19 protein-coding genes are annotated in these 23090 nt (G+C 69.7%); 5 read left to right on the top strand and 14 right to left on the bottom strand.

The annotated features are described in order from the left end of the window. Positions 1-202 precede the first annotated feature (202 nt). Positions 203-952, top strand: a complete 750-nt coding sequence (locus VKG81_RS07600; protein ID WP_324395221.1) for an acetyltransferase — start codon at positions 203-205, stop codon at positions 950-952. On the opposite strand, the gene VKG81_RS07595 is transcribed toward VKG81_RS07600, so the two are convergent. The 7 genes from VKG81_RS07595 to VKG81_RS07565 form a co-directional block, all read right to left on the bottom strand. Further along, positions 942-2135, bottom strand: coding sequence for an N-acetylmuramoyl-L-alanine amidase (locus VKG81_RS07595; RefSeq protein ID WP_324395220.1), 1194 nt, complete (start codon positions 2133-2135; stop codon positions 942-944). The two genes, VKG81_RS07600 and VKG81_RS07595, sit on opposite strands and share 11 nt — an antisense overlap. A gap of 136 nt (positions 2136-2271) precedes the next feature. Then, positions 2272-2589, bottom strand: coding sequence for a thioredoxin (trxA, locus tag VKG81_RS07590; protein WP_414685194.1), 318 nt, complete (start codon positions 2587-2589; stop codon positions 2272-2274). Between the two features lie 20 nt (positions 2590-2609). Further along, positions 2610-3584: a thioredoxin-disulfide reductase gene (trxB, locus tag VKG81_RS07585; protein ID WP_324395218.1), complete on the bottom strand. Its 975-nt coding sequence runs from the start codon at positions 3582-3584 to the stop codon at positions 2610-2612. A 92-nt stretch (positions 3585-3676) separates the two neighbouring features. Then, positions 3677-4093 (bottom strand): hypothetical protein, encoded by a 417-nt coding sequence (locus VKG81_RS07580; RefSeq protein ID WP_324395217.1) that lies wholly within the window; start codon positions 4091-4093, stop codon positions 3677-3679. 95 nt (positions 4094-4188) lie between these two features. Next, positions 4189-7857 carry a murein biosynthesis integral membrane protein MurJ gene (gene murJ / locus VKG81_RS07575; protein ID WP_324395216.1) on the bottom strand — a complete coding sequence of 1223 codons (3669 nt, stop codon included), beginning with the start codon at positions 7855-7857 and terminating at the stop codon, positions 4189-4191. Next, complete coding sequence (locus VKG81_RS07570; RefSeq protein ID WP_324395215.1) at positions 7854-10163, bottom strand: hypothetical protein; 2310 nt, start codon at positions 10161-10163, stop codon at positions 7854-7856. The genes murJ and VKG81_RS07570 overlap by 4 nt, the downstream gene beginning before the upstream one ends. Beyond that, positions 10160-10915 (bottom strand): NUDIX hydrolase, encoded by a 756-nt coding sequence (locus tag VKG81_RS07565; protein WP_324395214.1) that lies wholly within the window; start codon positions 10913-10915, stop codon positions 10160-10162. The genes VKG81_RS07570 and VKG81_RS07565 overlap by 4 nt, the downstream gene beginning before the upstream one ends. Positions 10916-11000: 85 nt before the next feature. On the opposite strand from VKG81_RS07565, the gene VKG81_RS07560 reads away from it, so the two are divergent. Further along, positions 11001-12455: a CCA tRNA nucleotidyltransferase gene (locus tag VKG81_RS07560; protein WP_324395213.1), complete on the top strand. Its 1455-nt coding sequence runs from the start codon at positions 11001-11003 to the stop codon at positions 12453-12455. A gap of 4 nt (positions 12456-12459) precedes the next feature. On the opposite strand, the gene VKG81_RS07555 is transcribed toward VKG81_RS07560, so the two are convergent. Together VKG81_RS07555 and VKG81_RS07550 are read right to left on the bottom strand one after the other, a co-directional pair. Further along, entirely contained in the window at positions 12460-13233 is a 774-nt protein-coding gene (locus VKG81_RS07555; protein ID WP_324395212.1) for a TIGR03084 family metal-binding protein, read from the bottom strand. 10 nt (positions 13234-13243) lie between these two features. Further along, a complete protein-coding gene (locus VKG81_RS07550; protein ID WP_324395211.1) occupies positions 13244-14512 on the bottom strand; it encodes an MFS transporter in 1269 nt (422 codons plus the stop codon). Positions 14513-14651: 139 nt separating this feature from the next. Between VKG81_RS07550 and VKG81_RS07545 the strand changes: the two genes are divergently transcribed. Continuing rightward, a complete protein-coding gene (locus tag VKG81_RS07545) occupies positions 14652-15254 on the top strand; it encodes a YqgE/AlgH family protein (RefSeq protein WP_324395210.1) in 603 nt (200 codons plus the stop codon). Here the strand turns inward: VKG81_RS07545 and VKG81_RS07540 are convergent. The 3 genes from VKG81_RS07540 to VKG81_RS07530 are packed head-to-tail and all read right to left on the bottom strand — an operon-like array spanning position 15241 to position 17483. Then, positions 15241-16224, bottom strand: coding sequence for a bile acid:sodium symporter family protein (locus tag VKG81_RS07540; protein WP_324395209.1), 984 nt, complete (start codon positions 16222-16224; stop codon positions 15241-15243). The two genes, VKG81_RS07545 and VKG81_RS07540, sit on opposite strands and share 14 nt — an antisense overlap. Then, a complete protein-coding gene (locus VKG81_RS07535; RefSeq protein WP_324395208.1) occupies positions 16215-16565 on the bottom strand; it encodes a hypothetical protein in 351 nt (116 codons plus the stop codon). The genes VKG81_RS07540 and VKG81_RS07535 overlap by 10 nt, the downstream gene beginning before the upstream one ends. Positions 16566-16616: 51 nt before the next feature. Continuing rightward, positions 16617-17483, bottom strand: a complete 867-nt coding sequence (locus VKG81_RS07530; protein ID WP_324395207.1) for an LpqN/LpqT family lipoprotein — start codon at positions 17481-17483, stop codon at positions 16617-16619. A 177-nt stretch (positions 17484-17660) separates the two neighbouring features. On the opposite strand from VKG81_RS07530, the gene leuS reads away from it, so the two are divergent. Then, complete coding sequence (gene leuS, locus VKG81_RS07525; RefSeq protein WP_324395206.1) at positions 17661-20537, top strand: leucine--tRNA ligase; 2877 nt, start codon at positions 17661-17663, stop codon at positions 20535-20537. Here the strand turns inward: leuS and VKG81_RS07520 are convergent. After that, positions 20534-21202, bottom strand: a complete 669-nt coding sequence (locus VKG81_RS07520) for an SDR family oxidoreductase (RefSeq protein WP_324395205.1) — start codon at positions 21200-21202, stop codon at positions 20534-20536. The two genes, leuS and VKG81_RS07520, sit on opposite strands and share 4 nt — an antisense overlap. A 57-nt stretch (positions 21203-21259) precedes the next feature. Here VKG81_RS07520 and ggh point away from each other — a divergent pair, with 57 nt between their 5' ends. Beyond that, positions 21260-22600, top strand: coding sequence for a glucosylglycerate hydrolase (ggh, locus tag VKG81_RS07515; RefSeq protein ID WP_324395204.1), 1341 nt, complete (start codon positions 21260-21262; stop codon positions 22598-22600). A gap of 3 nt (positions 22601-22603) precedes the next feature. Here the strand turns inward: ggh and VKG81_RS07510 are convergent, their stop codons facing one another. Next, on the bottom strand, positions 22604-23056 hold the full coding sequence (locus VKG81_RS07510; protein WP_324395203.1) for a MarR family winged helix-turn-helix transcriptional regulator: 453 nt from the start codon (positions 23054-23056) through the stop codon (positions 22604-22606). Between the last annotated feature and the right edge of the window lie 34 nt (positions 23057-23090).

Genomic DNA, 23090 nt, shown 5'->3' with positions numbered 1-23090 from the left:
TTTCCGTCACTGTGACACAACATCGGGACGCCGGCCTGTCGGGGAGCAGTCAGGTTGCGGAACAGGATGTGCCGCAATCGTTTTCGGACAATGCCGGCTGCCGCTGCGGTGACTGCTCAGAAACTGGCCCGGAAGGGCCGACCTCTCCTATCCTGGAGTGGCTGCTGCTGGCATCAGCACCGCATGGAGGCCCGAGAATCTAGTGTCGGCACGAATCACGCCGTTGCGGCTCGAGTATTTCGAGCAGCTTCCCAAGCACGCGCGCCGCTGCGTCTTCTGGGAAGTCGACCCCCGGGAATTCAGGGGCGGGGATCATCTCGCCGATCCCGAGTTCGAGAAGGAAGCGTGGCTGTCGATGGTCACGCTGGAGTGGGGATCATGCGGGCAGATCGCGATTCCGGCACCCGCCGGCCATGAGGACGCCGATGCGATCACCGAGGCGCCGTGCATCGGGTACGCGCTGTACGCCCCGCCGGGCGCCGTGCCGCGGGCCGGGTGCTTTCCCACCAAGCCCGTCAGCCCGGACGCGGTGCTGCTGACCACGATGGGGGTGGAACCCGGGCACGCCGAGAACCTCCCGAGGAATCTCATCGCCCAGGCCGTCGCCGACCTCGTTCGCCGCGGTGCCCGGGCGCTCGAGGCGTTCGGCCGCACGCGGGAGGCCGAGCGGGAGCTGATCGGCATCCGCACCCCGCCACCCGACGTCCGCGCGGTGGTGGAGCCGTTCGGGGACTGTTCCTTCGACCAATGCATGATCGACGCCGACTTCCTCATCGGCGTGGGGTTCACGGTGATCGCGGCGCACAGATACTTCCCGCGGCTGCGACTCGAACTCACCCAGGGACTGGGATGGAAGGCCGAGGTCGAGGCGGCACTGGAGCGGCTGCTGCAGAGCGCGCGCCTGGAGCCGGTTGGCGCCGGCTCGTGCTCGGGCGGGGGTGTCAGGGACTGAGCCGACCGGCCTGCTCCACGGACAGCTCGTGGGCGAGCAGCTCGGCGAAGGTGAAAGTTCCTGTGGGGCGGTCGTTCTTGCCCAGCAGGTATAGCCGCTTCACCGCAGCGAGGATGCCCTCGGCGATCGAATCGCGAGTCTGGGTGGTCACCAACATGCCGCGGTCGCGGGGGTTGGTGATGTAGCCGATGTCGACCTGCACCGTGGGCATGCGGGTCAGCCGCAGCAGATCCCACGTGCGGCCGTGGGTGCGGCAGTCCTGTAATCCGGTGCGTGCCACCACTTCTCGCTGGACGAAGTCGGCGAGATTCCGGCCGATCGTGGAGACTGATCCGTGCGAATTGCCGAAGAAGAACGATGCGACGCCGTTGGGCAGGGGGCTGGGCTGGGTGGCGCAGCGCAGGCTGATCATCAGGTCCGCGCCAACGGAATTCGCGGTCGCAGCACGGTCGGTGTCCGACGGGCTTCGACCGGCCGGCCGCGACAGGAACGTCTCCATCCCGATCGCGGTCATCCGCCCCTCGAGGCGCATTCCCAAGTCCCACAAAATGTCTGATTCACTGATCGGACCCGCCGGTCCCTGTGTGATCAGGCCGTGGTCGGAACCGCCACGGCCCGGATCGATGATGATCCGCTTACCCGACAGCCGAGGTCCCGACCGCCGTACCAGCTCTTCTTCGCGGATCGCGTGTGGTGAGCCGCCGGTGACGCGCGAACCCAGAAAATACAAGGAGCGCAACGTTTCCGGGCCGCAGATACCGTCGGGGTTGAGCCCGTACTCGCGCTGGTAGGACATCAGCGCGTTGTGGGTGGTCAGGCCGAAATAGCCGTCCACCAGGCCGGTGTAGAAGCCCAGGTCCTGCAGCCGGGCCTGCAGCGAGGCGACGTCGTCGCCGTACATCGGGGCGCCGAACTGGTGATGGAGGATGCGGGCACCCAGCCGGTAGGAGGCTTCTTTGAGGGCGCGGTAGGTGGCCTCGCCCACGATGCCGTCGACCAACAGGCCGCGGTGCTGCTGGAAGGCCCGCACCGCCTCATCGAGGTCCGCGTCGAACAGATCGGGCACCGCATGTCTGCCGGTGGTCAGATCCGAGTCGGGGTCATCGATCAGCCCCAGGGCCGCCAACGCCGCGCGGATCTCCGTGACCGCACTGCTACGGTCTCCGCGGCGCAGAATCGACATGCCAGGGCCCTTCGGTCACGGTCGTCGCACTGCGTGTACCCAGCGCGGGCTACAACAGGCGATCGCAAGACAAGCTAGCCAGTATTTTCGCAGACTCTTCCCAAAATCGGGAAAACGCCAGGCGGCCCCGCCCGGTCTACAGGATTTCCTCCAGTTCTCGCAGCAGCGCTGCCTTCCCCTTGGCGCCGACTATCCGCTTCACGGCCTCGCCGCCCTTGAACAGGATCATCGTCGGGATCGAGATCACTTGGAAATCGCGCGCGGTCGCCGGGTTGGCGTCGACGTCGATCTTGGCGACGACCAGCTGCTCGGCCTTCTCGGTGGCGATCTCCTCCAGCACCGGCGCCACCATCTTGCAGGGACCGCACCAGGTGGCCCAGAAGTCCACCAGCACGGGCCTGTCGTTGGTCAGTACGTCTTCGGCGAACGAATCGTCGGTGACCGCGACGGTCACGCCGGCTTTGTCGGTTCCTGTCACAGCGGGGCTCCTATCAGGTTGTCGGTGATGTCGGCATCGGCGTTCTCGGCAAGCCACCGTTCGGCGTCGATCGCGGCCGAGCATCCGGTGCCTGCGGCGGTCACGGCCTGGCGGTACGTGCGGTCGACGAGATCCCCGGCCGCGAACACGCCGTCGACCGACGTGTGGGTGCTGCGCCCACGTGTCAGCACGTAGCCGTCGGGGTCCATGTCGACCTGCCCGCGCACCAGGCCGGAGCGTGGATCGTGGCCAATCGCGACGAAGACCCCGGTGACCGCCAGGGTGGTTTCCCCGCCCGTCACGGTGTCGCGCAGGCGCAGGCCGGTGACGCTGGTCCCGCCCTCCACCGCGGTCACCACCTCGTTGGTGAGGAACCGAATCTTGTCGTTGGCCCGGGCGCGGTTGAGCATGATCTTCGATGCCCGGAACTCCTCGCGACGGTGCACGATCGTGACGGTGCGGGCGAAGCGGGTGAGGAACGTGGCCTCCTCCATCGCCGAGTCACCTCCCCCGACCACCGCGATGTCCTGGTCGCGGAAGAAGAAACCGTCGCAGGTGGCGCACGAGCTGACACCGCGGCCGAGCAGGTCGGCCTCCCCCGGAACGCCGAGGTAGCGGGCGGCGGCGCCCATCGCCAGGATCACGGCGCGCGCCCTGTGGGCCTCGCCGCCCACGGTGACCGCCTTGATCGACCCCGTCAGCGACATCTCCTCGACGTCCTCCATGCGCAGGTCGGCCCCGAAGCGAAGCGCCTGTTCGCGCATTTCGTCCATCAGTTCGGGACCGGTGATGCCGTCGCGAAAACCCGGGAAGTTCTCCACCTCGGTGGTGGTCATCAGCGCGCCGCCGAACTGGCTGCCCTCGAAGACAAGGGGTGCAAGCTGGGCGCGCGCGGCGTAGATCGCCGCTGTGTAGCCGGCCGGACCCGACCCGATAACGATCACGTCGTGGACGGTGGATGGAGAGCTCATGCCAGCCTTTCTGCCACGGGGCGAACGACGCGCGCCGGCGTCCTATAAACACCAGGGTAGGCGGAGCTGTTCCCGACGGAGCGGGGCGACCGCTATGGCCGCCGGATTCGGGTGTCGGCGATCAACCCGGTGTCGGCCGAGTTGCAGTTCGGCGGCACGACCAGCACGGCCAAGTCCTGCGGCGTGTCGCCGGCCAGCACGAGCAGCACCCCGGCGCGGCCGTCGGTGTCGATCGGTTCGCCGCCGAGCACCGTTGCCGATGCCGGGTACCCCAGCCCGTTGAGACATGACGCGCGGCGCCGGGCGTCGCTGAAGACGCCGAGATCCGGGCGCTGCCCGAGCAGGCGGACGATCTGCGGGCCAGACAGCGGCACCGTCGGTGACGCCGTCAAGACGGTGATTCGCTGCGCGGTGGGTCCGGTCGCGGCCGCGGGGGTGGGGAACGGCGGCTGAAGAAGCATCGCGGTGCCGAGGCCGGCCGCGATCACCGCGGCGGCGACGCCTGCCATCGCGCCGGCCTTGACCGCGGGGCGACGGGCGCGGTGATCGGCTCCGGCGAAGCCGGTGACCCGGTTGCCCGCCTGCCGCGGGGGCGCGGGCGGCGTCAGGACGTGCCCTCGAGCGTGATCTCGTAGAGGTCCGTTCGGCTCTCGCCGTTGGTGGTCCCCAGCTTGCTGATCCATACCAGCACGTCCGACGTCGGTGCGGCGTTGTTGACAGGGATGTGGTTGTTGCCGGGCTGCACCGGGGTTGGTGGCGTCATTTCGGTGGTGTCGGAGAGTGCGGACGGGGTGGCACTTTGCGACGAGCGGATCTGTATCTCGGTGCCGGTGCTGGACAAGTTGACGTTGACCGCGCTGAGCACAGTCGGTCTTGGAAGCTCGAGCAGCAAACCGACACCATTCTTGAAGTTCGGGAACGGGACGGCGTCGTGGTATGTGTCGGTCGGCCACCCGGTAGACGGGTCGCCGTCGATGGCCAGGTTGGCCTTGTCTGGGTTGTCCGCGCCGCCTCCCGGCGAAAAGACAGTCGCCTTAAGGGGTTTGACGAACTTGGCCGGTGCCGCCTGGCTCGAGCCGCTGCCGGGTACGTTCGCTCCGATCGCGGGCGCGTTGATGGTGCCGTTGCCGACGTCGCCGAACACGCCCTTGAGCGCCCACGCCAAGACGAGCAACGCGACCACGATGATGGCTCCGCCGACTGCGAGACCCGCGAGCAGGCCCTTGCGGCGCCGGGCGCGGGTCTCCTCGTCGACACGGCCCTGCCCACCGAAGTCGGCGCCGCGGAACCGGGACGGGCGCCGGGGAGCGGGCGGTTGGTCGACCGGTGAGATCACCTCGGTGCGGTCCGCTTCCGCGGTGGCCTGCTTCAGCAGGTTCAGAAGTGTTGACGCGCTGCGTATCCCGCCGTCGTTCTGGACGGAATGGGCGGCGGCGGCCGAGATCTGGAAAGGGATGTCCGGCCTGATCGCCCTGGGTTCTCTCGGGTTGCCTTCGGCGTCGAGTTCGGCGGGGGCCAGTCCGCTGGGCACGCCGGACTCGGGCAGCGGCCAGCGGTTGACCAGCAGCGTGTACAACGCCGCCCCGATGCCGCGGATGTCGTCTTCGGGTGTGGCGTGGGGTGTCGTCGCCGGGAACGCCAACGCGACGTCGCCCTCGATGCTGACCCGAACCCGGCTGGGATGGTCGATCGACATCGACACCCCGGCGCGGTGCGCGGCCTCGGCCGCCGCGGCCAACGACTGCATCGCGCGGGCACCGCCGATCGGCGACGGCGACGTGTCGGCGACCTCCTGCAGGGATCCTCCACGGATCCACTCCGCCACCACCAGGCCGCCGGCGCCGCTGCGCGCCACGTCGAGGACGCGCGCGATGCCCGGCATGTCGATCCGGCTCAGCCGCAGCGTCCTGGAGAGGATCTCCTGCACCTCCTCGGCGGGCAGTGCGCCCGCCGGGTCGACGAACGTCAACGCCACCTGCCGGTCCAGTGCGGTGTCGAGCGCCTGCCAGAACTGCAGCCCGTCCGGACCGCCGTGTGACACGAGCAGGCGGTAGCGGCCGTCGGCGATGCTGGCGCCCGGGATGAGGTGGACCCGGTCCGACCGCGAGGAGTCCGCGGTCTCGCGGGGCACCGCAAAGCCCATCGCCTCCCGGGTCGGATCGCCGGCGAAATCGCCCGGCGGGCGGCTGCGCTGCGGAGGCAGGCGAGGGGCGTCGACCGGAGGCTCGGGCGGCACGTCGGGTTGGAATTCGTCGGCGGGCGGGCGCGTCAACCGGGTGGTCGCGTCGGACGGCGCGCCGCCCGAAGTTTCGTCGGTCACCGCCCTCCCTTCCCGCGCGTGGGCTCCGGCGGCTACCGGCCCGGGCCGCGGGTAGTTCGAACCTGGCCGCGGCGTGACCGGAAGCTTGTGTTCAGGGTACGAGGTAGCCGGGCCTGGCCGGTCCGAAACCGCAGTTGCGCGAACCGGCGCCGGCCGGCGCGGGCCCAGCCGCGCACGGACGGCGGCCACCGCCGCCTGCGCTTCCGGCACCCTCGCACCGAGCATGACGGCGGCGATGATCGGCGCCATGATCAGCCCGAGCACCAGCAGCCGCAGCAGCGAGCCCACGCCGCCCGCAGCGCTGGTCAGCGTCTGCAGCCCCAGCCCACGGTCGACCAGGTAGGCGACGAGGCCGGCCAGCAGCGAGGCCGCGATCGTGACCAGCACGGTGCGCAGCACCACCGTAGTGACCAGTTGCCCGCGCGGCGGGTTCAGCGCCGGTCGCAGCAGCAGGTAGCCGACGACGGCCCCGGCCAAAAAACCCAGGCCGTTGGCGAGGCCGAGGTACCCCGCGACCAGCTGGTGGTCGGCGATGACATGCGGCACAACCAGCGACGCGGCGATCTTGACCGCGGTGATCACGACGATGATCACGATCGGTGTCCACGGCTGCTGACGGGCGTAGAAGACCCTCAGCTGCAGCAGCACCAGTGCGTAGGGGATCAGCGTGAACGCCGACAGGGCGATGGCGCTGCCCAGATACCCGGCGTCAACCTCGCCGAACTTGCCGTAGGCGAACAGCGCGGTGCCGATCGCCTTGCCGCCGACGGTCATGAACGCCACGATCGGGATCAACGTGACCATGGTCAGGCGGATCGCCAGCGACAGGTCGTCGATGACAGCGGGAATGTCGTCGGCGGCGGCGTTGCGGCTCAGCCGGGGCATCACCACGGTCAGTACCGTCACGCCGATCATCCCGAACGGCAGCATCAGCACCAGCCACGTGTAGTTGTAGATCGCCGGCCCCGACGCCGCCGCCCCGCTGGCGATCTGGTTGCCCACTACCAGACCGAGCTGGCTGATCAGCACATACAGCACCATGGCCGCGGCCATCGCGCCGAATTGCCTGAGCCGGTCATCGATTCCCCACAAGGGACGAAGGCCGATGCGCTGCCTGGCGATAGCGATCAGCAGCACTGCGGTCTGAGCCGCCACCCCTAGCGTCGTCCCGATGCCGAGGACCAGTAACTTGGCGTTACCCATCTTTACCGGGTCGACCGAAAGTTCGCCCGGCACAACGAGATACAATCCGAGTGTAGCGATGGCCACCACGTTGTTAACTACCGGGGCCCAAGCGGGCGCGCCAAAGACGTTGCGGGTGTTCAAGATTGCCATGAATACCGACGAGAGCCCGTAGAAGATCACCTGCGGTAACAGCAGGTAGGCGAACGCGGTGGTGAGGTGTTCGTTGACCTGGGGTTGGCCGCCGAGCATCAATCTCACCAGCAGCGGCGCGGCGGCCACCGAAAGCGTGGTCGCGACCACGAGCAGCGCGGTGGACAGCGTGACCAGTCGCCGGACGAACGCGGCACCACCGTCGGCGTCGTCGCGTTCGGCGCGGGCCAGCACGGGCACGAAGATCGCGGTGAACGTGGCCTCCAGCACCAGCGCCGCAACCAGGTTCGGCAGCTGATTGGCCACCGAGAACGCGCTCGACAGCGCGGCACCGAGGATCGCGGCCAGCAACACGATGCGGATGAACCCGGTGATGCGGCTGATCAGCGTCGCGAAAGCCATGCCCCACGACCGCGACACCACCGCGGCGTCGGTCAGTTCGGCGCGTTTCGACTCGACGGGCGGGGCGGCTCGCGGGGCGGCGCGGGGTGCTGGCGGCGGCGCGGCTTGTCGGGCGCCGGCCGGCGGAGCGACCGGCCGCCGGGGGACAGCCGGCGGCCGGGGATACCGCCGGGGGTGGGCGGGTTGCCCGGCGGGGTGCCAGCCACCGGTGGTCATTCGGGTTCCGGGCGGTCGAGGTCCGCGGGGTCGGGCTGACCGCGGAACCGATGCCACAGCCGCCGGCCGGTCAGAAGGACCAGCACCGCGGCGGCCGTCAGCGTGATGAAGAACAGCACCTGGCCGTAGGCGTTGGAGTGCACCGACAGCCGCACCGACTCGCCCAGCGGGAGCCCGTCGGGCGTGCGCAGCCCCGCGTCAACAGCGACCCGATGGGTGAAGTGCACTTCCACCGGTACCCGCAGCGGCAGATATCCGGGTGGCAGCTCGATCACGCCCATGTCGGTCACTGTCATCCCCGGCGGCGTATCGACCTGAAGGCGCACCCGGATCGGCACCGCCAGGTTGTTGCGCAGCGCCAGCGGCAATGGGCTGTGCTCCGTGGCCAGGGTGTACGATCCGCCCGGGTTGACCACCGTCACCGCCCCGAACATGTCGTTGATCGTGGTGTCCACGGCGGCCAGCCGCGCGCCGGCCAGCCCGTTGCGGGTGTCCGGCGGCTCCGACTGGCTCAGGGCGCGCAGCATGTCCTCGCGGAGCGGCGCGGTGTACTGGGTGCCCGTCATCCCGGTGCGCTCGTCGGTGGTCAGCGCCGCGGTCAGGCCCCACAGCCGACCGACGTTGCCGGCGATGTCGGCGGTTACCGAATCGTCGATGCGGCCGGGGGTTGCGTCGCCATCCGCCGGGGACGGCACCGGCCCCGGGGCGGCGGTGCCCCGCGCGTCGGCGATCACCGCGGTCAGGGGCCGCGCCACCGTCAGGCCGGCGTGGATGCTGGTGGCCAGGGTGGTCATGAACGACTGTGCGTCGGTGGGCTGCAGGTCCCACATCAGCGGGGGCATCACGATCTGCGTGCGGGGCGCGGTGTCAGGATTCAGCCCCAGCCACAGCATCGCCGACAGTGCGTCCTGACGGCGCGCGGTCGCCGAGTCGTGCTCGAGCGGGACGGTCAGCGTGCGGTCGAGGTATGACGGCGAGGTCGGAGCGCTGCCCGCGGCGGCCAGCGCCGCGCCGACCGTCGGATCGAACGGTGCCGTCACCAGCTGCGGGGACAGCCGGCGCGGGGTCACGTTGGCGGTCTCCGGCTTGCTGGCCGAATCCTGCGCCGAGCACGCGGCGGCGGCGATCGCGACGGTGTCGCCTTCCGCCGTCAAGAGGTCGGCGGCGGCCAGGGTCAGCGGCCCGTCGCCGAGCAGCGTAGCGCCGCGCGTGGAGGTGACCCCGAGGATGTTGTCGACGATGTCGCCGGCGCCGTTGGTGGCAATCCCGGACAGGCCGGGGTCACCGATGCGGTGCAGCGCGTCCAGGTCGGCCTGCGCGTAGTTGACAGGCGCCACGCACATGCGTCGCGCCAGCGCGCGCAGCCGGTCGAGCCATGCCGCAGCCGCGGCCTGACCGGCGCCGGGATGCGTCGGTGAATTGCGGTCGGCGGGGTTGTCGGCGACGACGTAGCCACCCGCCATCGCGTTGACGGTGACGAGCAGGTCCGGATCCACCGCCAGACACAGGGCTTTGGTCATGTCGCCGCCGGGGTCCACCGCGGACCCGGTCGCGAAATCCGCGGACGACAGCAGTGTGTCGAGCCGGCCGCCGGGTGCCAGCGATGCCGCGAGCTCGTCGTCGGTGAGGCGGACGGGCGTGACGCCGCCGGCCCCGCCGGCCGCCAGCCGGGGCCGGTCGGCCAGCGGCCACAGCATCGTGATCTGGACGGGCCTGGACGTGTCGGGCGCGACGACCCCGTTCAGTGCCCCGGCCGGTTGCGCGGCCGTGTCCGGAGGGACGCCGAGAACGGGCAGCAGGAACCGCGCGTCGTCGAGGCGCGCCGCGTCGCCGTAATCCGGCGTGCCGTTGACGTTGACCAGCAGCGGGTATACGCCCGGCTGGTCGATGCCCAGCGACGGCTCGGCCTGCGAACGCAGCGGGTAGGTCAGCGTGAACGCCCCCGCCTGGCCCTGGTCGAGCTCCGGGACAACCGACACGAACGCGCCGACCGCCTGGTACTGGTCTTTGCGACCGTCGAGGTTGGTCCGCAAGCCCGCCGACGACGTGACTGCCGCGGCTCGCTCGAGGCGGACCACGATGTCATGCACCGGGCGGTCGCCGACATTGGTGACGGTGCCCGCGACGGTCACCGTTGCCTCGCTGCCGGTGGTGACGATCTCGGGTGTGACGCGGTCGACGCGGACCTGGAGGAACGGCACGTCGCCGGGCTCCCCGGCCGCCGCCTCAGGTGTGACGGCGCCCACCAGCGTCAGCGCCGCGGCGGCGATGAGCCGCACGGCGAGGCCGGCCCGCCGCGCAGTCACTGTCCCGGTCCGCGACCGTTCGTCCGGCCGGACGAGGGCTCGTCGGGCCGCCGTCGGCGTGTGTGTGAATGTGTCTGCGGGCGTCGCCGCGGCGCGCTGTGCGGCAGCGGCGGCAGCGCCGTCGGCCCGTGGGCGTGCAGGGTGTCGATCAGCTCACCGGCAACCTCGGCCAGCCGGCGTTCGTCGGCGTAGGCCAGCCGCGACGCAAGCTCCTCGAGCGGCACCCACGCGACCTCGCTGACCTCGAGGTCGTGGTCGGACAACTCGCCGCCGAGGAACCGCAACAGGAAGTGGTGCACCGTCTTGTGCACGCGGCGGCCTTCGGTGACGAACCAGTAGTCGATGCTGCCGAGCGCGGCCAGCACGTCACCCCGGATGCCGGTTTCTTCGGCCACCTCGCGGATCGCGGTCTGTTCGGCCGTCTCCCCGACCTCGATGTGGCCCTTCGGCAGCGACCACAGTGTGCGGCCGCGACGGTCGAGCCGCCCGATCAACGCGGCAACCTGGCTGCCGCGCGGGCCGTCGATCCCGTCGACCACCAGACCACCCGCGGAGGTCTCGTGCACGGTGCGCAGCCGGTCCGGTGAGCGGCGGCTGCTCCGCTGCTTCGTGTTGGTCTTCGTGTTGGTCTTCGAGGGTGCCGCGTTGTCGGCCTTGGACCGCTCGGTGTTCGTGTCGAGCGCAGCGGTGGCACGCTGACCACGACGCCGACCCCGGCGCCGTCGCGGTTTTCCGTGTTCGCCGTCCGACACCCAAGCGATAGTAGCTGGCATGAGTTTTCACTCCGGGCCCACGCGCCGGTGGTCGCGGTGTGGGTGCGCATTAGGGTAGTCCAGCGTGCCTGACACCGAGCTGCTGGCGGCCGCCGCGGTCGCGCTCAACCGGCACACCGACGTGCTGCGCGGCCTCGGCGCGTTGTTCGCCGATGCCGGCCACGAGCTGTACCTGGTGGGCGGCAGCGTCCGGGACGCGGTGCTGGGCCGCCTCGGCGGGGTCGGCGGCTCTTCGCCCGACCTCGATTTCGCCACCGACACCCGCCCGGAGCAGGTACAGCAGATCTTGCGGCCATGGGCGGACGCGCTGTGGGAGACCGGAATCGAGTTCGGCACCGTCGGGGCCGCCCGCAACGACCATCGGGTGGAGATCACCACGTTCCGCGCGGACACCTATGACCAGGTGTCGCGCAATCCACAGGTGCGGTTCGGCAGGAGCCTGCGCGAGGACCTGGTGCGCCGGGACTTCACCGTCAACGCGATGGCCGTGCGCATCACCGCCGACGGCGCCGGCGAATTCCTCGACCCGCTGGGCGGTCTGGCGGCCATTCGCAAGCGGGTGCTCGACACGCCTGCGACCCCGGAGGCGTCGTTCGGCGACGATCCGCTGCGTATGCTGCGCGCCGCGCGGTTTGTCTCGCAGCTGGGATTCACCGTGGCGCCGCGGGTGCGCTCCGCGATCGAGACGATGGCGCCGCAGCTGGGCCGGATCACCGCGGAACGGGTGGCCGCAGAACTCGACAAGCTGATGCTGGGCGACGACCCGGTGGCCGGCATCGAGCTCATGGTGGACACCGGCATGGGCGATGTGGTGATGCCAGAGGTCGGCGGGATGAGGCTGGCCATCGACGAGCACCATCAGCACAAGGACGTCTACCGCCATTCGCTGACGGTGCTGCGGCAGGCGATCGTCCTCGAGGACAACGGGCCCGATCTGGTCCTGCGGTGGGCGGCGCTTCTGCACGACATCGGCAAGCCCGCCACGCGGAGGCACGAGCCCGACGGTGGGGTGAGTTTTCACCACCACGAGGTCGTCGGCGCCAAGATGGCCCGTAAGCGGATGCGGGCGCTGAAGTACCCCAAGCAGATGATCGACGACGTGTCGCAGCTGGTGTACCTGCACCTGCGCTTCCACGGCTACGGCGACGGCACGTGGACCGACTCCGCGGTGCGACGCTACGTCACCGACGCCGGGCCGCTGCTGCCGCGGCTGCACAAGCTGGTGCGCGCCGACTGCACGACGCGCAACAGGCGGCGCGCCGCGCGGCTGCAGGCCAACTACGACGACTTGGAGAACCGGATCGCCGAACTGGCCGCGAAAGAAGATCTACAACGGGTGCGTCCGGACCTCGACGGCAACGAGATCATGACGACGCTCGGCATTCCGCCCGGCCCCAGGGTCGGCGAGGCGTGGCGGTACCTCAAGGAGCTGCGGCTGGACCGCGGCCCGCTCAGCAAGGAGGACGCCACGGCCGAGCTGCTGTCGTGGTGGAACGCCAGGCAGCAGTCGGGCAGCTGAGTGCTCACCGCCCCGGGCCGGGAGGTCCCGCGAACGCCTGCGCGATGGTCAGCCATCGCGACGCGTCGTCGCCGGCGGCCTTGATGTCGAGGCTCGCCAGTGCCCGGCGCCGGGTCACGGCATAGCAGAAATCCTCGGCGGAGCCGGTCACCCGTTGCGCCGCATCGGCCGGTCCCCACTCCCAGCCGGAGCCGTCGGGAGCGGTCAGCTCGACGCGGAACGGTTCATCCGGCGGTGTCAGGCCGTTGACCGCGAACGCGTAGTCGCGAGTGCGCACACCCAGGTGCGCGATCGGCCGCAACCGGTCGCTCGGCGGCTTGCGGACGCCCAGCGCGTCGGCTACGTCGAGGCTGTGCGCCCACGTCTCCATCAACCGGGCCGTGGCCATCGACGCGGCGCTCATCGGAGGTCCGAACCACAGCAGCTTGCGACCGGGCGCGACCGCGCGCAGCTCGTCGTGCAGACGGTGGCGGGTGCGACGCCAGTCCTCGAGCAGGTCCGCGGGCCGCCTGCGGGCCTGCTCCCCGGCGCCCGCATCGACGAAGCCGCCCGGGTCGGCGGCGGCCGCGGCCAGCAACTCGCCGAACGCCGCCTCGTCGGTGATCGAGGTCAACGCGACGCGATCGGTCCACAGCAAGTGGCCGACTTGATGGGCGATCGTCCAGCCGACCGCAGGAGTCGAGGTGGCCCAATCGCTTTCAGCCAGAGGCGCTACCAGCTCGTCGAGCTCGTCGCTTTCAGCGCAGAGATCGTCGATGATCGGACCCGCGTCGGCCATGGCGAAAACCTTAACCTGTCGCCCCGGGCGGGCTGCGCAGCCCGACCACGGTGTGCACCGCGAGGCCCGCCAGGTAGACGGCGGCGCCGACGAGCACGAGCGCGGGGGAGCGACCGTCAGCGGGGATGGCCGCCGCCGACAGTGCGATCGCGCCGACGAAGGAGACCCAGAACAGCGAGTCCTGCACCGCGAACACGTGGCCGCGCAGCGCGTCGTCGACGTCGATCTGCATCGCGGTGTCCGCGCACAGCTTGACCACCTGCCCGGCGGCGCCGAGCAGGAAACCGCACACGAGCATCACCGGCAGCACCAGCGCCGCGCCGGCCAGCTGGATCGCCGCCGCGGCCAGCAGCGCCCAGTTGGCGGTCGCGAACCGACTGAACCTCCGCACGGCCCACGGGGTAAGGAAAGTCGCCAGGAACGAGCCGGTGCCGGTCACCGCGACGAACACCACCGCGATGCCCAACCCGGCCACGACGTGCGTCGCGCTGTGCCGCACGATCACGAGTATCAGCAGCGTGTTGATGCCGAAGACGACGCGGTGAGCGGCCAGGCCGGCGAGCGTTCCGGCCACGCTCGGGGTGCTGCTCACCGTCCGTAGGCCGTGCAGCCACCCGGTGGCCAACGCGTATGCCGCCGAACCGTGGATCGTGCGGGCGGTGTCGTCGGGACCGAGGCTGCGGGGCGGAAAGCGCAGCGCGATGAGCAGCGCCAGCAACACCGGCACGGTGACGACGAACATCACCGTGGCAGCGCCGGTGTCGCCGGCACCGAAAAGCCAGCGCGGCACCAACATGAAGTTGGCGCCGAAGAACGTGGCCGCGGCGCCCACGGCGGTTGCCACCGAGTTCATCGTCACCACCTGCTCGCGCGGCACCACGTGCGGGAGCGCCGCCGACAACCCCGAGGTCACGAACCTGGTGAACCCGTTGACGATCAGCGCCCCGGCCAGGACCGGCAAATCGCCTGCGCCGACGGCCAGCATCAGCCCGACGGCCGCGACCAGCAGCAGCCGCGCGCAGTTGGCGCCGACGAGCACGTAGCGACGGTCCCAGCGGTCCAGCAGCGCGCCGGCGAACGGGCCGACCAGGGAGTAGGGCAGGAAAAGCACCGCGAATGACGCCGCGATCGCCCACGGTTGGGCGGCGCGGTCCGGATTGAACAGCATCGCACCCGCCAGCCCGGCCTGAAACAGCCCGTCGCCGAACTGGCTCGCCACGCGTACCGCGAGCAGGCGGCCGAACTCGGGCATGCCCCGCACGGACCGCCAGACGGCCATGGGGACGTGGGTGTCAACCACGGGAAACACTTTCTGTTGCAGCGAAGGGAGCGAGGGGCAACGGCCACCACACTACAAATATTCAGCCATGCACCGCCCGAACGCCCCAATTGCGCTGCGCTGGTGACATGATGGTGACGTGGCCCACTCCGAGGATCCAGAGGAGTACGCACCGACCGCGCATCGGGTGCGGGCCGGCACGCTGCTGTTGGCCAACACGGACCTGCTGGAGCCGACGTTCCGGCGCAGCGTGGTCTATGTCGTCGAGCACAACGACGGCGGCACGCTCGGCGTGGTGCTCAACCGCCCCAGCGAAACCGCGGTCTACAACGTGCTTCCGCAGTGGGCCAAGCTGGCCACCAAGCCGAAGACCATGTTCGTCGGTGGCCCGGTCAAGCGGGATGCGGCGCTGTGCCTGGGGACCCTACGGGTGGGCGTCGACGCGAACGGTGTGCCGGGCCTGCGGCACGTGCAGGGCCGGATGGTGATGGTGGACCTCGACGCCGAACCCGACTCGATCGCGCCGCTGGTCGAAGGGGTGCGGATCTTCGCCGGGTACTCCGGTTGGACGATCGGCCAGCTCGACGGGGAGATCGAGCGTGACGACTGGATCGTATTGTCCGCCTTGCCTTCTGACGTACTCGCAGAACCGAGGGTCGATCTGTGGGCGCGTGTGCTGCGCCGGCAGCCGTTGCCGCTGTCGATGCTTGCGACGCACCCGATCGACATCAGCCGGAACTAACCCCGGCGCGGGACAGCCTGGCCGCGATCACCGCGCACACCAGCAGCTGCAGTTGGTGAAACAGCATCAGCGGCAACATGATCAGGCCGACCGTGGCCGACGGGAACAACACCAGAGCCATCGGGAGACCGGAGGCAAGGCTCTTCTTGGAGCCGCAGAACACCAACACGATCGCGTCGCCCCGCGGAAGGTGTGCCCACCGGCCCATCGCATAGGTCAGCAGCAGCACGACCGCGAGTAGGGCGGCGCTGACCACGGCGACCGCGATCACCCGCCACGGCGTCACGCTGTTCCAGATGTGTTCGGCCATGCCGACCGAGAACGCGGTGTACACCACCAGCAGGATCGAGCCACGGTCGACCGTCCTGGTCAGCACCGTGTGCCGGGCGACGAAGCCGGCGATCCACGGCCGCAGCAATTGCCCGGCGAAGAACGGCACCAGCAGCTGCAGCACGATGTCCACGATCGCGGAGCCGTCCACACGGACGCCTCCGCCGGTCTGCATCAACGCCACCACCAGCAACGGCGTCAGCACAACCCCGATGATGTTGGACAACGACGCGGACACCATCGCGGCCGGCACATTGCCGTGCGCGATCGAGGTGAACGCGATCGACGACTGCACGGTCGACGGGACCAGGCACAGGAACAGCAGTCCGGTGTACAGGTCCGGGGTCAACACCGTCGGCACGAGTGCCCGTGCGGCGAGCCCGAGCAGCGGAAACACCACGAACGTCACCGCCAGCACCATCAGGTGCAGTCGCCATTGCCGCGCCCCGTGCCATGCCTGGCCCGGCGACAGGCGGGCACCATAGAGTGCGAACAGCAGCGCGATCGCGATCCTGGTGGCGACTGACAGCGCGTCGGCCATGACGCCGCGCGCCGGGAACAGCGTCGCGATCCCGACCGTCGCCAGCAGCAGGGGGACGAAGGTATCGATCGGCAGCCGCGGCCACCGGCCTAGCGACACGACAGAGGGCAGTCAGCGCATGCCTGCCGGCCGGAGCGAGCGCACTCCACCGCGTCGCGGCGCTCGGCCGCCTGCGCGAAGCGGGCGCCCTGCCACACACCGGCCGCCACCGTGGCGAGGGCACCCAGCACGCACAAGACCAGGAGTCCCGGTGACGGGCGGGCGGACAGCGCCACGACTCCGCCCGCGGCGAGCATCACGGCCGCGGCGAGCTGGGTGGGGGCGACGGCCCGCAACACCTGCCGGGCCCCACCCGCCGGCGCAGGCCGGGCCAACGCTCGCGCACCCAAGGCGGCCGACGCCACCGCCGCGCACAGACACAGCACCGCCGCGATGAGCATGGGGTCACAATACGAGAGCCCCGGCGATGACGGGGAGTGGGCGCCCGCCGACTACGGCGTGCCCGGAACCACCCGAAATCCGTTGACGATCGCGTCAGTTGCGTTCGCCGCGGCGACGACCTGGTTCAGCGACGTCGTGACCGACAGCGAAACCAGGTACTTGTCCGCGCCCACGGGGACGATCACGTGCCGCCGCGACGTGTTGAGGGTCATGTCGTCCTGCCGGTACGTGCCTTCTATGAGCGACGACGGGAGCCCGTTGAAGTCAGCGAGGGACGCGTTGGTGGTCTGCCACGCCATCAGCGCCTGGCTGTCGAGGTAGCCGTGTGTGATTGCCTCCCTGGGGTCGAAGTCGCCGATCAGCTTGTACACGACCACTTGGGCGTTCGACGTGTAGAGGCCGTCACCGCCGGTGCGGTCCGCGATCACGAGGAAGGCGTCCGGGACATTCGGGTCGGGGACCTGCGTCCAGCCCTGCGGCATCGGCAGCGTGATGTTGACCGCCCGGAAGCCTTGCGGGCTCTGCGGTTCGAGGCGGACGCCTTTGCCCTTGAAGTAGTCGGTCAGCGACCCCGAAGTGGCCGGCACGAGCGTCGGCTGCGTAACGGGCACCGCCGGCTGAACGGCCCGGCCGGCCGGCGCGACCCCCGGCTGTGGCGGGACCTGCGGTGCGACGGGAGCGGCTTGAGCGAGTGGGGCGGCGGGCGCGGCGGTGTTGGCCATCGGGACGCCTGCGGGGGCAACCGGGGCGCCCACGGCCGGCGCCGCCGTGACCGTCTGGGTGACGGTGACCGGCGCCGGAGGCATCGGGAGCACCGGCTGGGCCCCGGCGTCGGTTCCGCCGAAACCGATGACGCCGGCCAGTCCGGCAGCGGTTCCGCCCGCGACCGCCAGCCATGCCCGGGTCTTATCGCGCATTCGTCCCTCTCCATCCCTGAGGCGCCGATAGCAAACGACCCCTGGTCAGACGCGACCGTAACAACTGTCACTCTGGTAACACCAGCCCTGGGACCGACCCCTGATCGCTCCTTAACCCAACCGAGACCTCCGCCGGCGGGCGGCAGTGCCGGGGGAGACGCTGACTACCCTGTTGGCGTGACCGAATCCCCGACCACGCCGCCGGGCGCCGCCGACGCCCCGCAGTTCCGTTACAGCGCGGAACTGGCCGGCGAGATCGAGCGGGCCTGGCAGCAGGCCTGGGAGAAGTGGGGCACCTTCCACGTGCCCAATCCGGTTGGGTCCCTGGCGCCGCGCGACGGCGAGGCGGTGCCCGCCGACAAGATGTTCGTCCAGGACATGTTCCCGTACCCCTCCGGTGAGGGACTGCACGTCGGCCACCCGCTCGGATACATCGCGACCGACGTCTACGCCCGCTACTACCGGATGACGGGTCACAACGTGTTGCATGCGTTGGGTTTCGACGCGTTCGGGCTGCCCGCGGAGCAGTACGCGATCCAGACCGGCACCCATCCGCGCACGCGGACGGAGGCCAACATCGTCAACTTCCGGCGGCAGCTGGGCCGGCTCGGGTTCGGGCACGACAGCCGGCGCAGTTTCTCCACCACCGACACCGAGTTCTACAAGTGGACGCAGTGGATCTTCCTGCAGATTTACAACGCCTGGTATGACACCGCGGCGAACAGGGCCCGCCCGATCGGCGACCTGATCGCCGAATTCGAATCCGGTGCACGCATTTTGGAAGACGGCCGCGATTGGTCGGCACTGTCGCCCGGTGAGCGGGCCGACGTGGTTGATTCGTACCGCCTGGTGTACCGGGCCGACGCGATTGTGAACTGGTGTCCGGGCCTGGGCACCGTGCTGGCCAACGAGGAAGTCACCGCCGACGGCCGCAGTGAGCGCGGGAATTTCCCGGTGTTCCGCAAGCGGTTGCGACAGTGGATGATGCGGATCACCGCCTACTCCGACCGACTGCTCGAGGATCTCGACCTGCTCGATTGGCCCGAGAAGGTCAAGACCATGCAGCGCAACTGGATCGGGCGCTCAACCGGGGCGGCGGCGCTGTTCGGCGCGGTTACCAACGACGGCGACAGCGTCGACATCGAGGTGTTCACCACCCGGCCGGACACGCTGTTCGGGGCGACGTATTTGGTGCTGGCACCCGAGCACCCACTTGTGGAGGTGCTCACCGCCGCGGACTGGCCCGACGCGGTCCAGCCACAATGGACGTTCGGCGCCGCGACACCGGCCGAGGCGGTGACGGCCTACCGGCAGGCCATCGCGTCGAAGTCCGACCTGGAACGCCAAGAGAACAAGACGAAGACCGGTGTTTTCCTCGGCAGCTATGCGACCAATCCGGCCAACGGCGAACGTGTGCCGATCTTCGTCGCCGACTACGTTCTGGTCGGCTACGGCACCGGCGCAATCATGGCTGTGCCCGGCCACGACCAGCGCGACTGGGAATTCGCGACGGAATTCGGATTGCCGATCGTGGAAGTCATCGCCGGCGGAGATGTTTCGCAGGCGGCCTACGTCGGCGACGGTCCGGCGGTGAACTCCGACTACCTCAACGGCCTGGACGTCGCCGCGGCCAAGGAGAAGATCACGGAGCGGCTGCAGGCCGACGGCCGGGGTCGCGCCCGCGTCGAATACAAGCTGCGGGACTGGCTTTTCGCGCGGCAGCGGTACTGGGGCGAGCCGTTCCCTATCGTCTATGACAGCGAAGGCAGGCCGCATCCGCTGCCGGAGTCGGAGCTGCCGGTGGTGCTGCCCGACATAGCCGACTATTCGCCGGTGGTGTTCGATCCGGACGATGCCGGCAGTGAACCCTCGCCGCCGTTGGCCAAGGCGACCGACTGGGTGCACGTCGAGCTGGAGCTCGGGGATGGTCGGAAGCCCTACACGCGTGACACCAACGTGATGCCGCAGTGGGCGGGAAGTTCGTGGTATGAGCTGCGCTACACCGATCCGCACAACTCGGAGCGGTTCTGCGCCAAGGAGAACGAGGCGTACTGGATGGGACCCCGGCCCGACGAGCACGGGCCCGACGATCCCGGCGGGGTGGACCTGTACGTCGGCGGGGTCGAGCATGCGGTGCTGCACCTGCTGTATTCGCGGTTCTGGCACAAGGTGCTCTACGACCTGGGTCACGTCAGTTCGCGGGAGCCCTACCGGCGGTTGGTCAACCAGGGATACATCCAGGCGTACGCCTATACCGACGCGCGCGGCGCCTATGTGCCCGCGGCCGACGTCGTCGAGCGTGACGGCGCGTTCTTCCACCGGGGTCCTGACGGTGAGATCGAGGTGTTTCAGGAGTTCGGCAAGATCGGCAAGAGCCTGAAGAACTCGGTGTCGCCCGACGAGATCTGCGACGACTACGGCGCTGACACGCTGCGGGTCTACGAGATGTCGATGGGTCCGCTGGAAGCGTCCCGACCGTGGGCGACCAAGGACGTGGTCGGTGCGTATCGCTTCCTTGCGCGGGTGTGGCGGCTGGTGGTCGACGAAGACACCGGCGAGCCACGAGTGGAAGACGCCGAGTTGGACCGGGACACGCTGCGGCTGATGCACCGCACCATCGCCGGCGTCGCCGAAGACTATGCGGCACTGCGCAACAACACCGCGGTGGCCAAGCTCATCGAGTACACCAACCACCTGACGAAGCAGCACCGCGGCGCCGTGCCGCGCGCCGCGGTCGAACCGCTGGTGCTGATGGCCGCGCCGGTCGCGCCGCACCTGGCCGAAGAGCTGTGGCAGCGGCTCGGCCACGAGCAGAGCCTCGCTCACGGCCCGTTCCCGCAGGCCGACGCGCAGTACCTCGCCGAGGACACGGTGGAGTATCCGGTGCAGGTCAACGGCAGGGTGCGCGGACACATCACGGTCGCCGCGGATGCCGACGCCGACGCGATCGAGGTCGCCGCGCTGGCCGACGGGAAGGTCCTGGCCTTCCTGGCCGGGGGGAAACCGAAGAAGGTGATCGTCGTGCCCGGCCGCCTGGTCAACCTGGTGGTCTAACCGCGCTGGCGGATGATGACCTGGTGCACGTGCCCGTCGGGCGGTGTGGAAATCACCTGCTCGACGGCATCGGCGACGGTCTCGGGCCTGAGATAGGCGGATTGGTCGTACTCGCCACCTTCGAATTCCCTAAGGCGGCGCTGCATCTGCGTGGCGATCCGGCCGGGGTGCATCGAAGTGACCCGCAGCCGGGGCTCTTCGGCGCGAAGCGAATCGGCGAAGGCGCGCAGGGCGAACTTGCTCGCCGAGTACGACGCCATGCCGGGCAGCACATTGCGCCCGGCGCCCGAATTGATGAAGATCACCTGGCCTTCGGCTGCGCGGAGTGCGGGGAGCAGGGCCTGGGTCAGGGCCACCGCACCAATTACGTTGATTTCGAAGGTCTTGCGCCAGTCGTCGATCCCGGAGTCGGCCAGATGGTCGGGGAACGCGACGCCGGCGTTGTGGACCAAGACATCCAGCTCGTCGATCACTTCGGTGCTCGCGGCCAGCGAGTCGGTGTCGGAGAGGTCAAGCGGCCATGTCGTGGCGCCGAGCAGCTCGGCCACCGCGTCCAGGCGGGGCGACGGCCGGCCGCCGAGCAGCAGGGTGTGAGTGGGAGCGAGGGCGTCGGCGATCGCGGCGCCGAGCCCGCCGGAAGCCCCGGTGATGAGCGCGGTCGGCATGCCGGTCACCCTATCGCCGCGTCGCGCGACGCCCGGCGCCGCCGCACAATAGAAGGGATGGCACCCGACCCCAGCTTTTCGCCGACGCAGCTCGCCGCCCGGGCGGCGTACCTGCTGCGGGGCAATGACCTGGGGGTGATGACGACCGCGGCGCCGCTGCTGTACCCGCACATGTGGAGCTGGGACGCGGCGTTCGTGGCGGTCGGGCTGGCCCCGCTGAGCGTGGAGCGTGCGGTGGTCGAACTGGATACGTTGTTCTCGGCGCAGTGGGACAACGGCATGATCCCGCACATCGTGTTCGCCAAGGGCGCCGACGGGTACTTCCCGGGTCCGGCGCGCTGGGCGTGCTCGGCATTGGCGGCCAAGGCGCCGCGCCATCGGCACACGTCGGGGATCACGCAGCCGCCGGTGCACGCGATCGCGGTGGAGCGGATTCTCGAGCACGCACGCCGGCGCGGGCGGTCCACGAGGCGGGTGGCCGAGGCGTTTCTGGACCGGCGGTGGGAGAACCTGGTCCGCTGGCACCGCTGGCTGGCCGAGGCGCGCGACCAGCAGGGCCATGGCCGGATCGCGCTGTACCACGGCTGGGAATCCGGGATGGACAATTCGCCGCGGTGGGACGCCGCGTACGCCAACGTGCACCCCGGTGTGGTGCCGGAGTACGAGCGCGAAGACAACATGATCGTGATGGACCCGTCGCAGCGGCCATCGGACACCGAGTACGACCGGTACCTGTGGCTGCTGGAGGAGATGAAGTCGGCGCGCTACGACGACGAACTGCTGCCGAAGGTGATGAGCTTCGCCGTGGAGGACGCGCTGGTCTCGGCGATCTTCTCGGTCGCCTGCGAGGTGCTTGCGATCATCGGTGAGGACTACCGCCGGTCGCACGCCGACGTTCGCGACCTGTACTCGTGGGCGGCGCGCTTCCGTGCGGGCGTTGTCGAGACCACCGATGAAAGAACCGGGGCGGCAAAGGACTTCGATGTGCGCGCCGAGAAATGGGTGGCGACGGAGACGGTGGCGCAATTCGCGCCGCTGTTGTGCGGCGGCCTGCCGCACGATCGTGAACGGGCTCTGCTGCGGCTGCTGGAGGGGCCGCGGTTCTGCGGGCATCCGGACCTGAAGTTCGCATTGATTCCGTCGACGTCGCCGGTATCGGGGGACTTCCGCCCGCGGGAGTACTGGCGTGGGCCGGTGTGGCCGGTGATGACGTGGTTGTTCTCGTGGGCGTTCGCGCGCCGCGGCTGGGCCGAGCGGTCGTATCTCCTGCGGCGCGAGGGACTGCGCCAGGCAAGTGACGGCACATTCGCCGAGTACTACGAGCCGTTCACCGGGGAGCCCCTCGGCAGCATGCAGCAGTCATGGACCGCCGCGGCCGTGCTCGACTGGCTCGGCTGAAACTCAGTTCGGCTGTCCCGCCAGGCGATCGAGCGGCGCCAGCGCCTTGGTCAACGTGTCCAGGTCGTCATCGCTGAGCTGCGCGAGCATCGCCGCCAAGGCGGCGCGCCGGTTGGCCAGCGATTCGCGGTGAACGGCGAGGCCCTTCGGGGTGATGTCGACCAGGACGGCCCGCAGGTCGGACGGGTCGCGGGAGCGCTTCACCAGGCCCAGCTTCTCGAGGCGGCGGATCGCCACCGTGGTCGTCGGGGTGCGGACTCGTTCATGAGCCGCCAACTCGGTCATCCGGATCGGCCCGCGGTCGATCAGCGTGACCAGGATCGACAGCTGCGCCAAGGTGAGATCACCGGTGGCGACCCGGCTCGTGTCACCGCGCCGCAGGACGGTCACCAGCTTCGAGAGCACACGGTGCAGCCCTTCGGCGAGCTCCGTGACCTGCGCTTCGGTCTCCACCATAATTCGCCAGTCTAACCTGTCGTCGCCTGACAAG

This window comes from Mycobacterium sp. (assembly GCF_035314905.1).
Taxonomy (GTDB): domain Bacteria; phylum Actinomycetota; class Actinomycetes; order Mycobacteriales; family Mycobacteriaceae; genus Mycobacterium.
This window is presented reverse-complemented; position numbering and strand designations above follow the sequence as displayed.

Bases quoted from the DNA above. Each gene is read 5' to 3' on its own strand.
- VKG81_RS07595 (WP_324395220.1), bottom strand. From the start codon at position 2,135: ATGTCGATTCTGCGCCGCGGAGACCGTAGCAGTGCGGTCACGGAGATC.
- trxB (WP_324395218.1), bottom strand. From the start codon at position 3,584: ATGAGCTCTCCATCCACCGTCCACGACGTGATCGTTATCGGGTCGGGT.
- VKG81_RS07580 (WP_324395217.1), bottom strand. From the start codon at position 4,093: ATGGCAGGCGTCGCCGCCGCGGTGATCGCGGCCGGCCTCGGCACCGCG.
- murJ (WP_324395216.1), bottom strand. From the start codon at position 7,857: ATGACCACCGGTGGCTGGCACCCCGCCGGGCAACCCGCCCACCCCCGG.
- VKG81_RS07555 (WP_324395212.1), bottom strand. From the start codon at position 13,233: ATGGCCGACGCGGGTCCGATCATCGACGATCTCTGCGCTGAAAGCGAC.
- VKG81_RS07550 (WP_324395211.1), bottom strand. From the start codon at position 14,512: ATGGCCGTCTGGCGGTCCGTGCGGGGCATGCCCGAGTTCGGCCGCCTG.
- VKG81_RS07535 (WP_324395208.1), bottom strand. From the start codon at position 16,565: ATGCTCATCGCGGCGGTGCTGTGTCTGTGCGCGGCGGTGGCGTCGGCC.
- VKG81_RS07530 (WP_324395207.1), bottom strand. From the start codon at position 17,483: ATGCGCGATAAGACCCGGGCATGGCTGGCGGTCGCGGGCGGAACCGCT.
- VKG81_RS07520 (WP_324395205.1), bottom strand. From the start codon at position 21,202: ATGCCGACCGCGCTCATCACCGGGGCTTCCGGCGGGCTCGGCGCCGCG.
- ggh (WP_324395204.1), top strand. From the start codon at position 21,260: ATGGCACCCGACCCCAGCTTTTCGCCGACGCAGCTCGCCGCCCGGGCG.
- VKG81_RS07510 (WP_324395203.1), bottom strand. From the start codon at position 23,056: ATGGTGGAGACCGAAGCGCAGGTCACGGAGCTCGCCGAAGGGCTGCAC.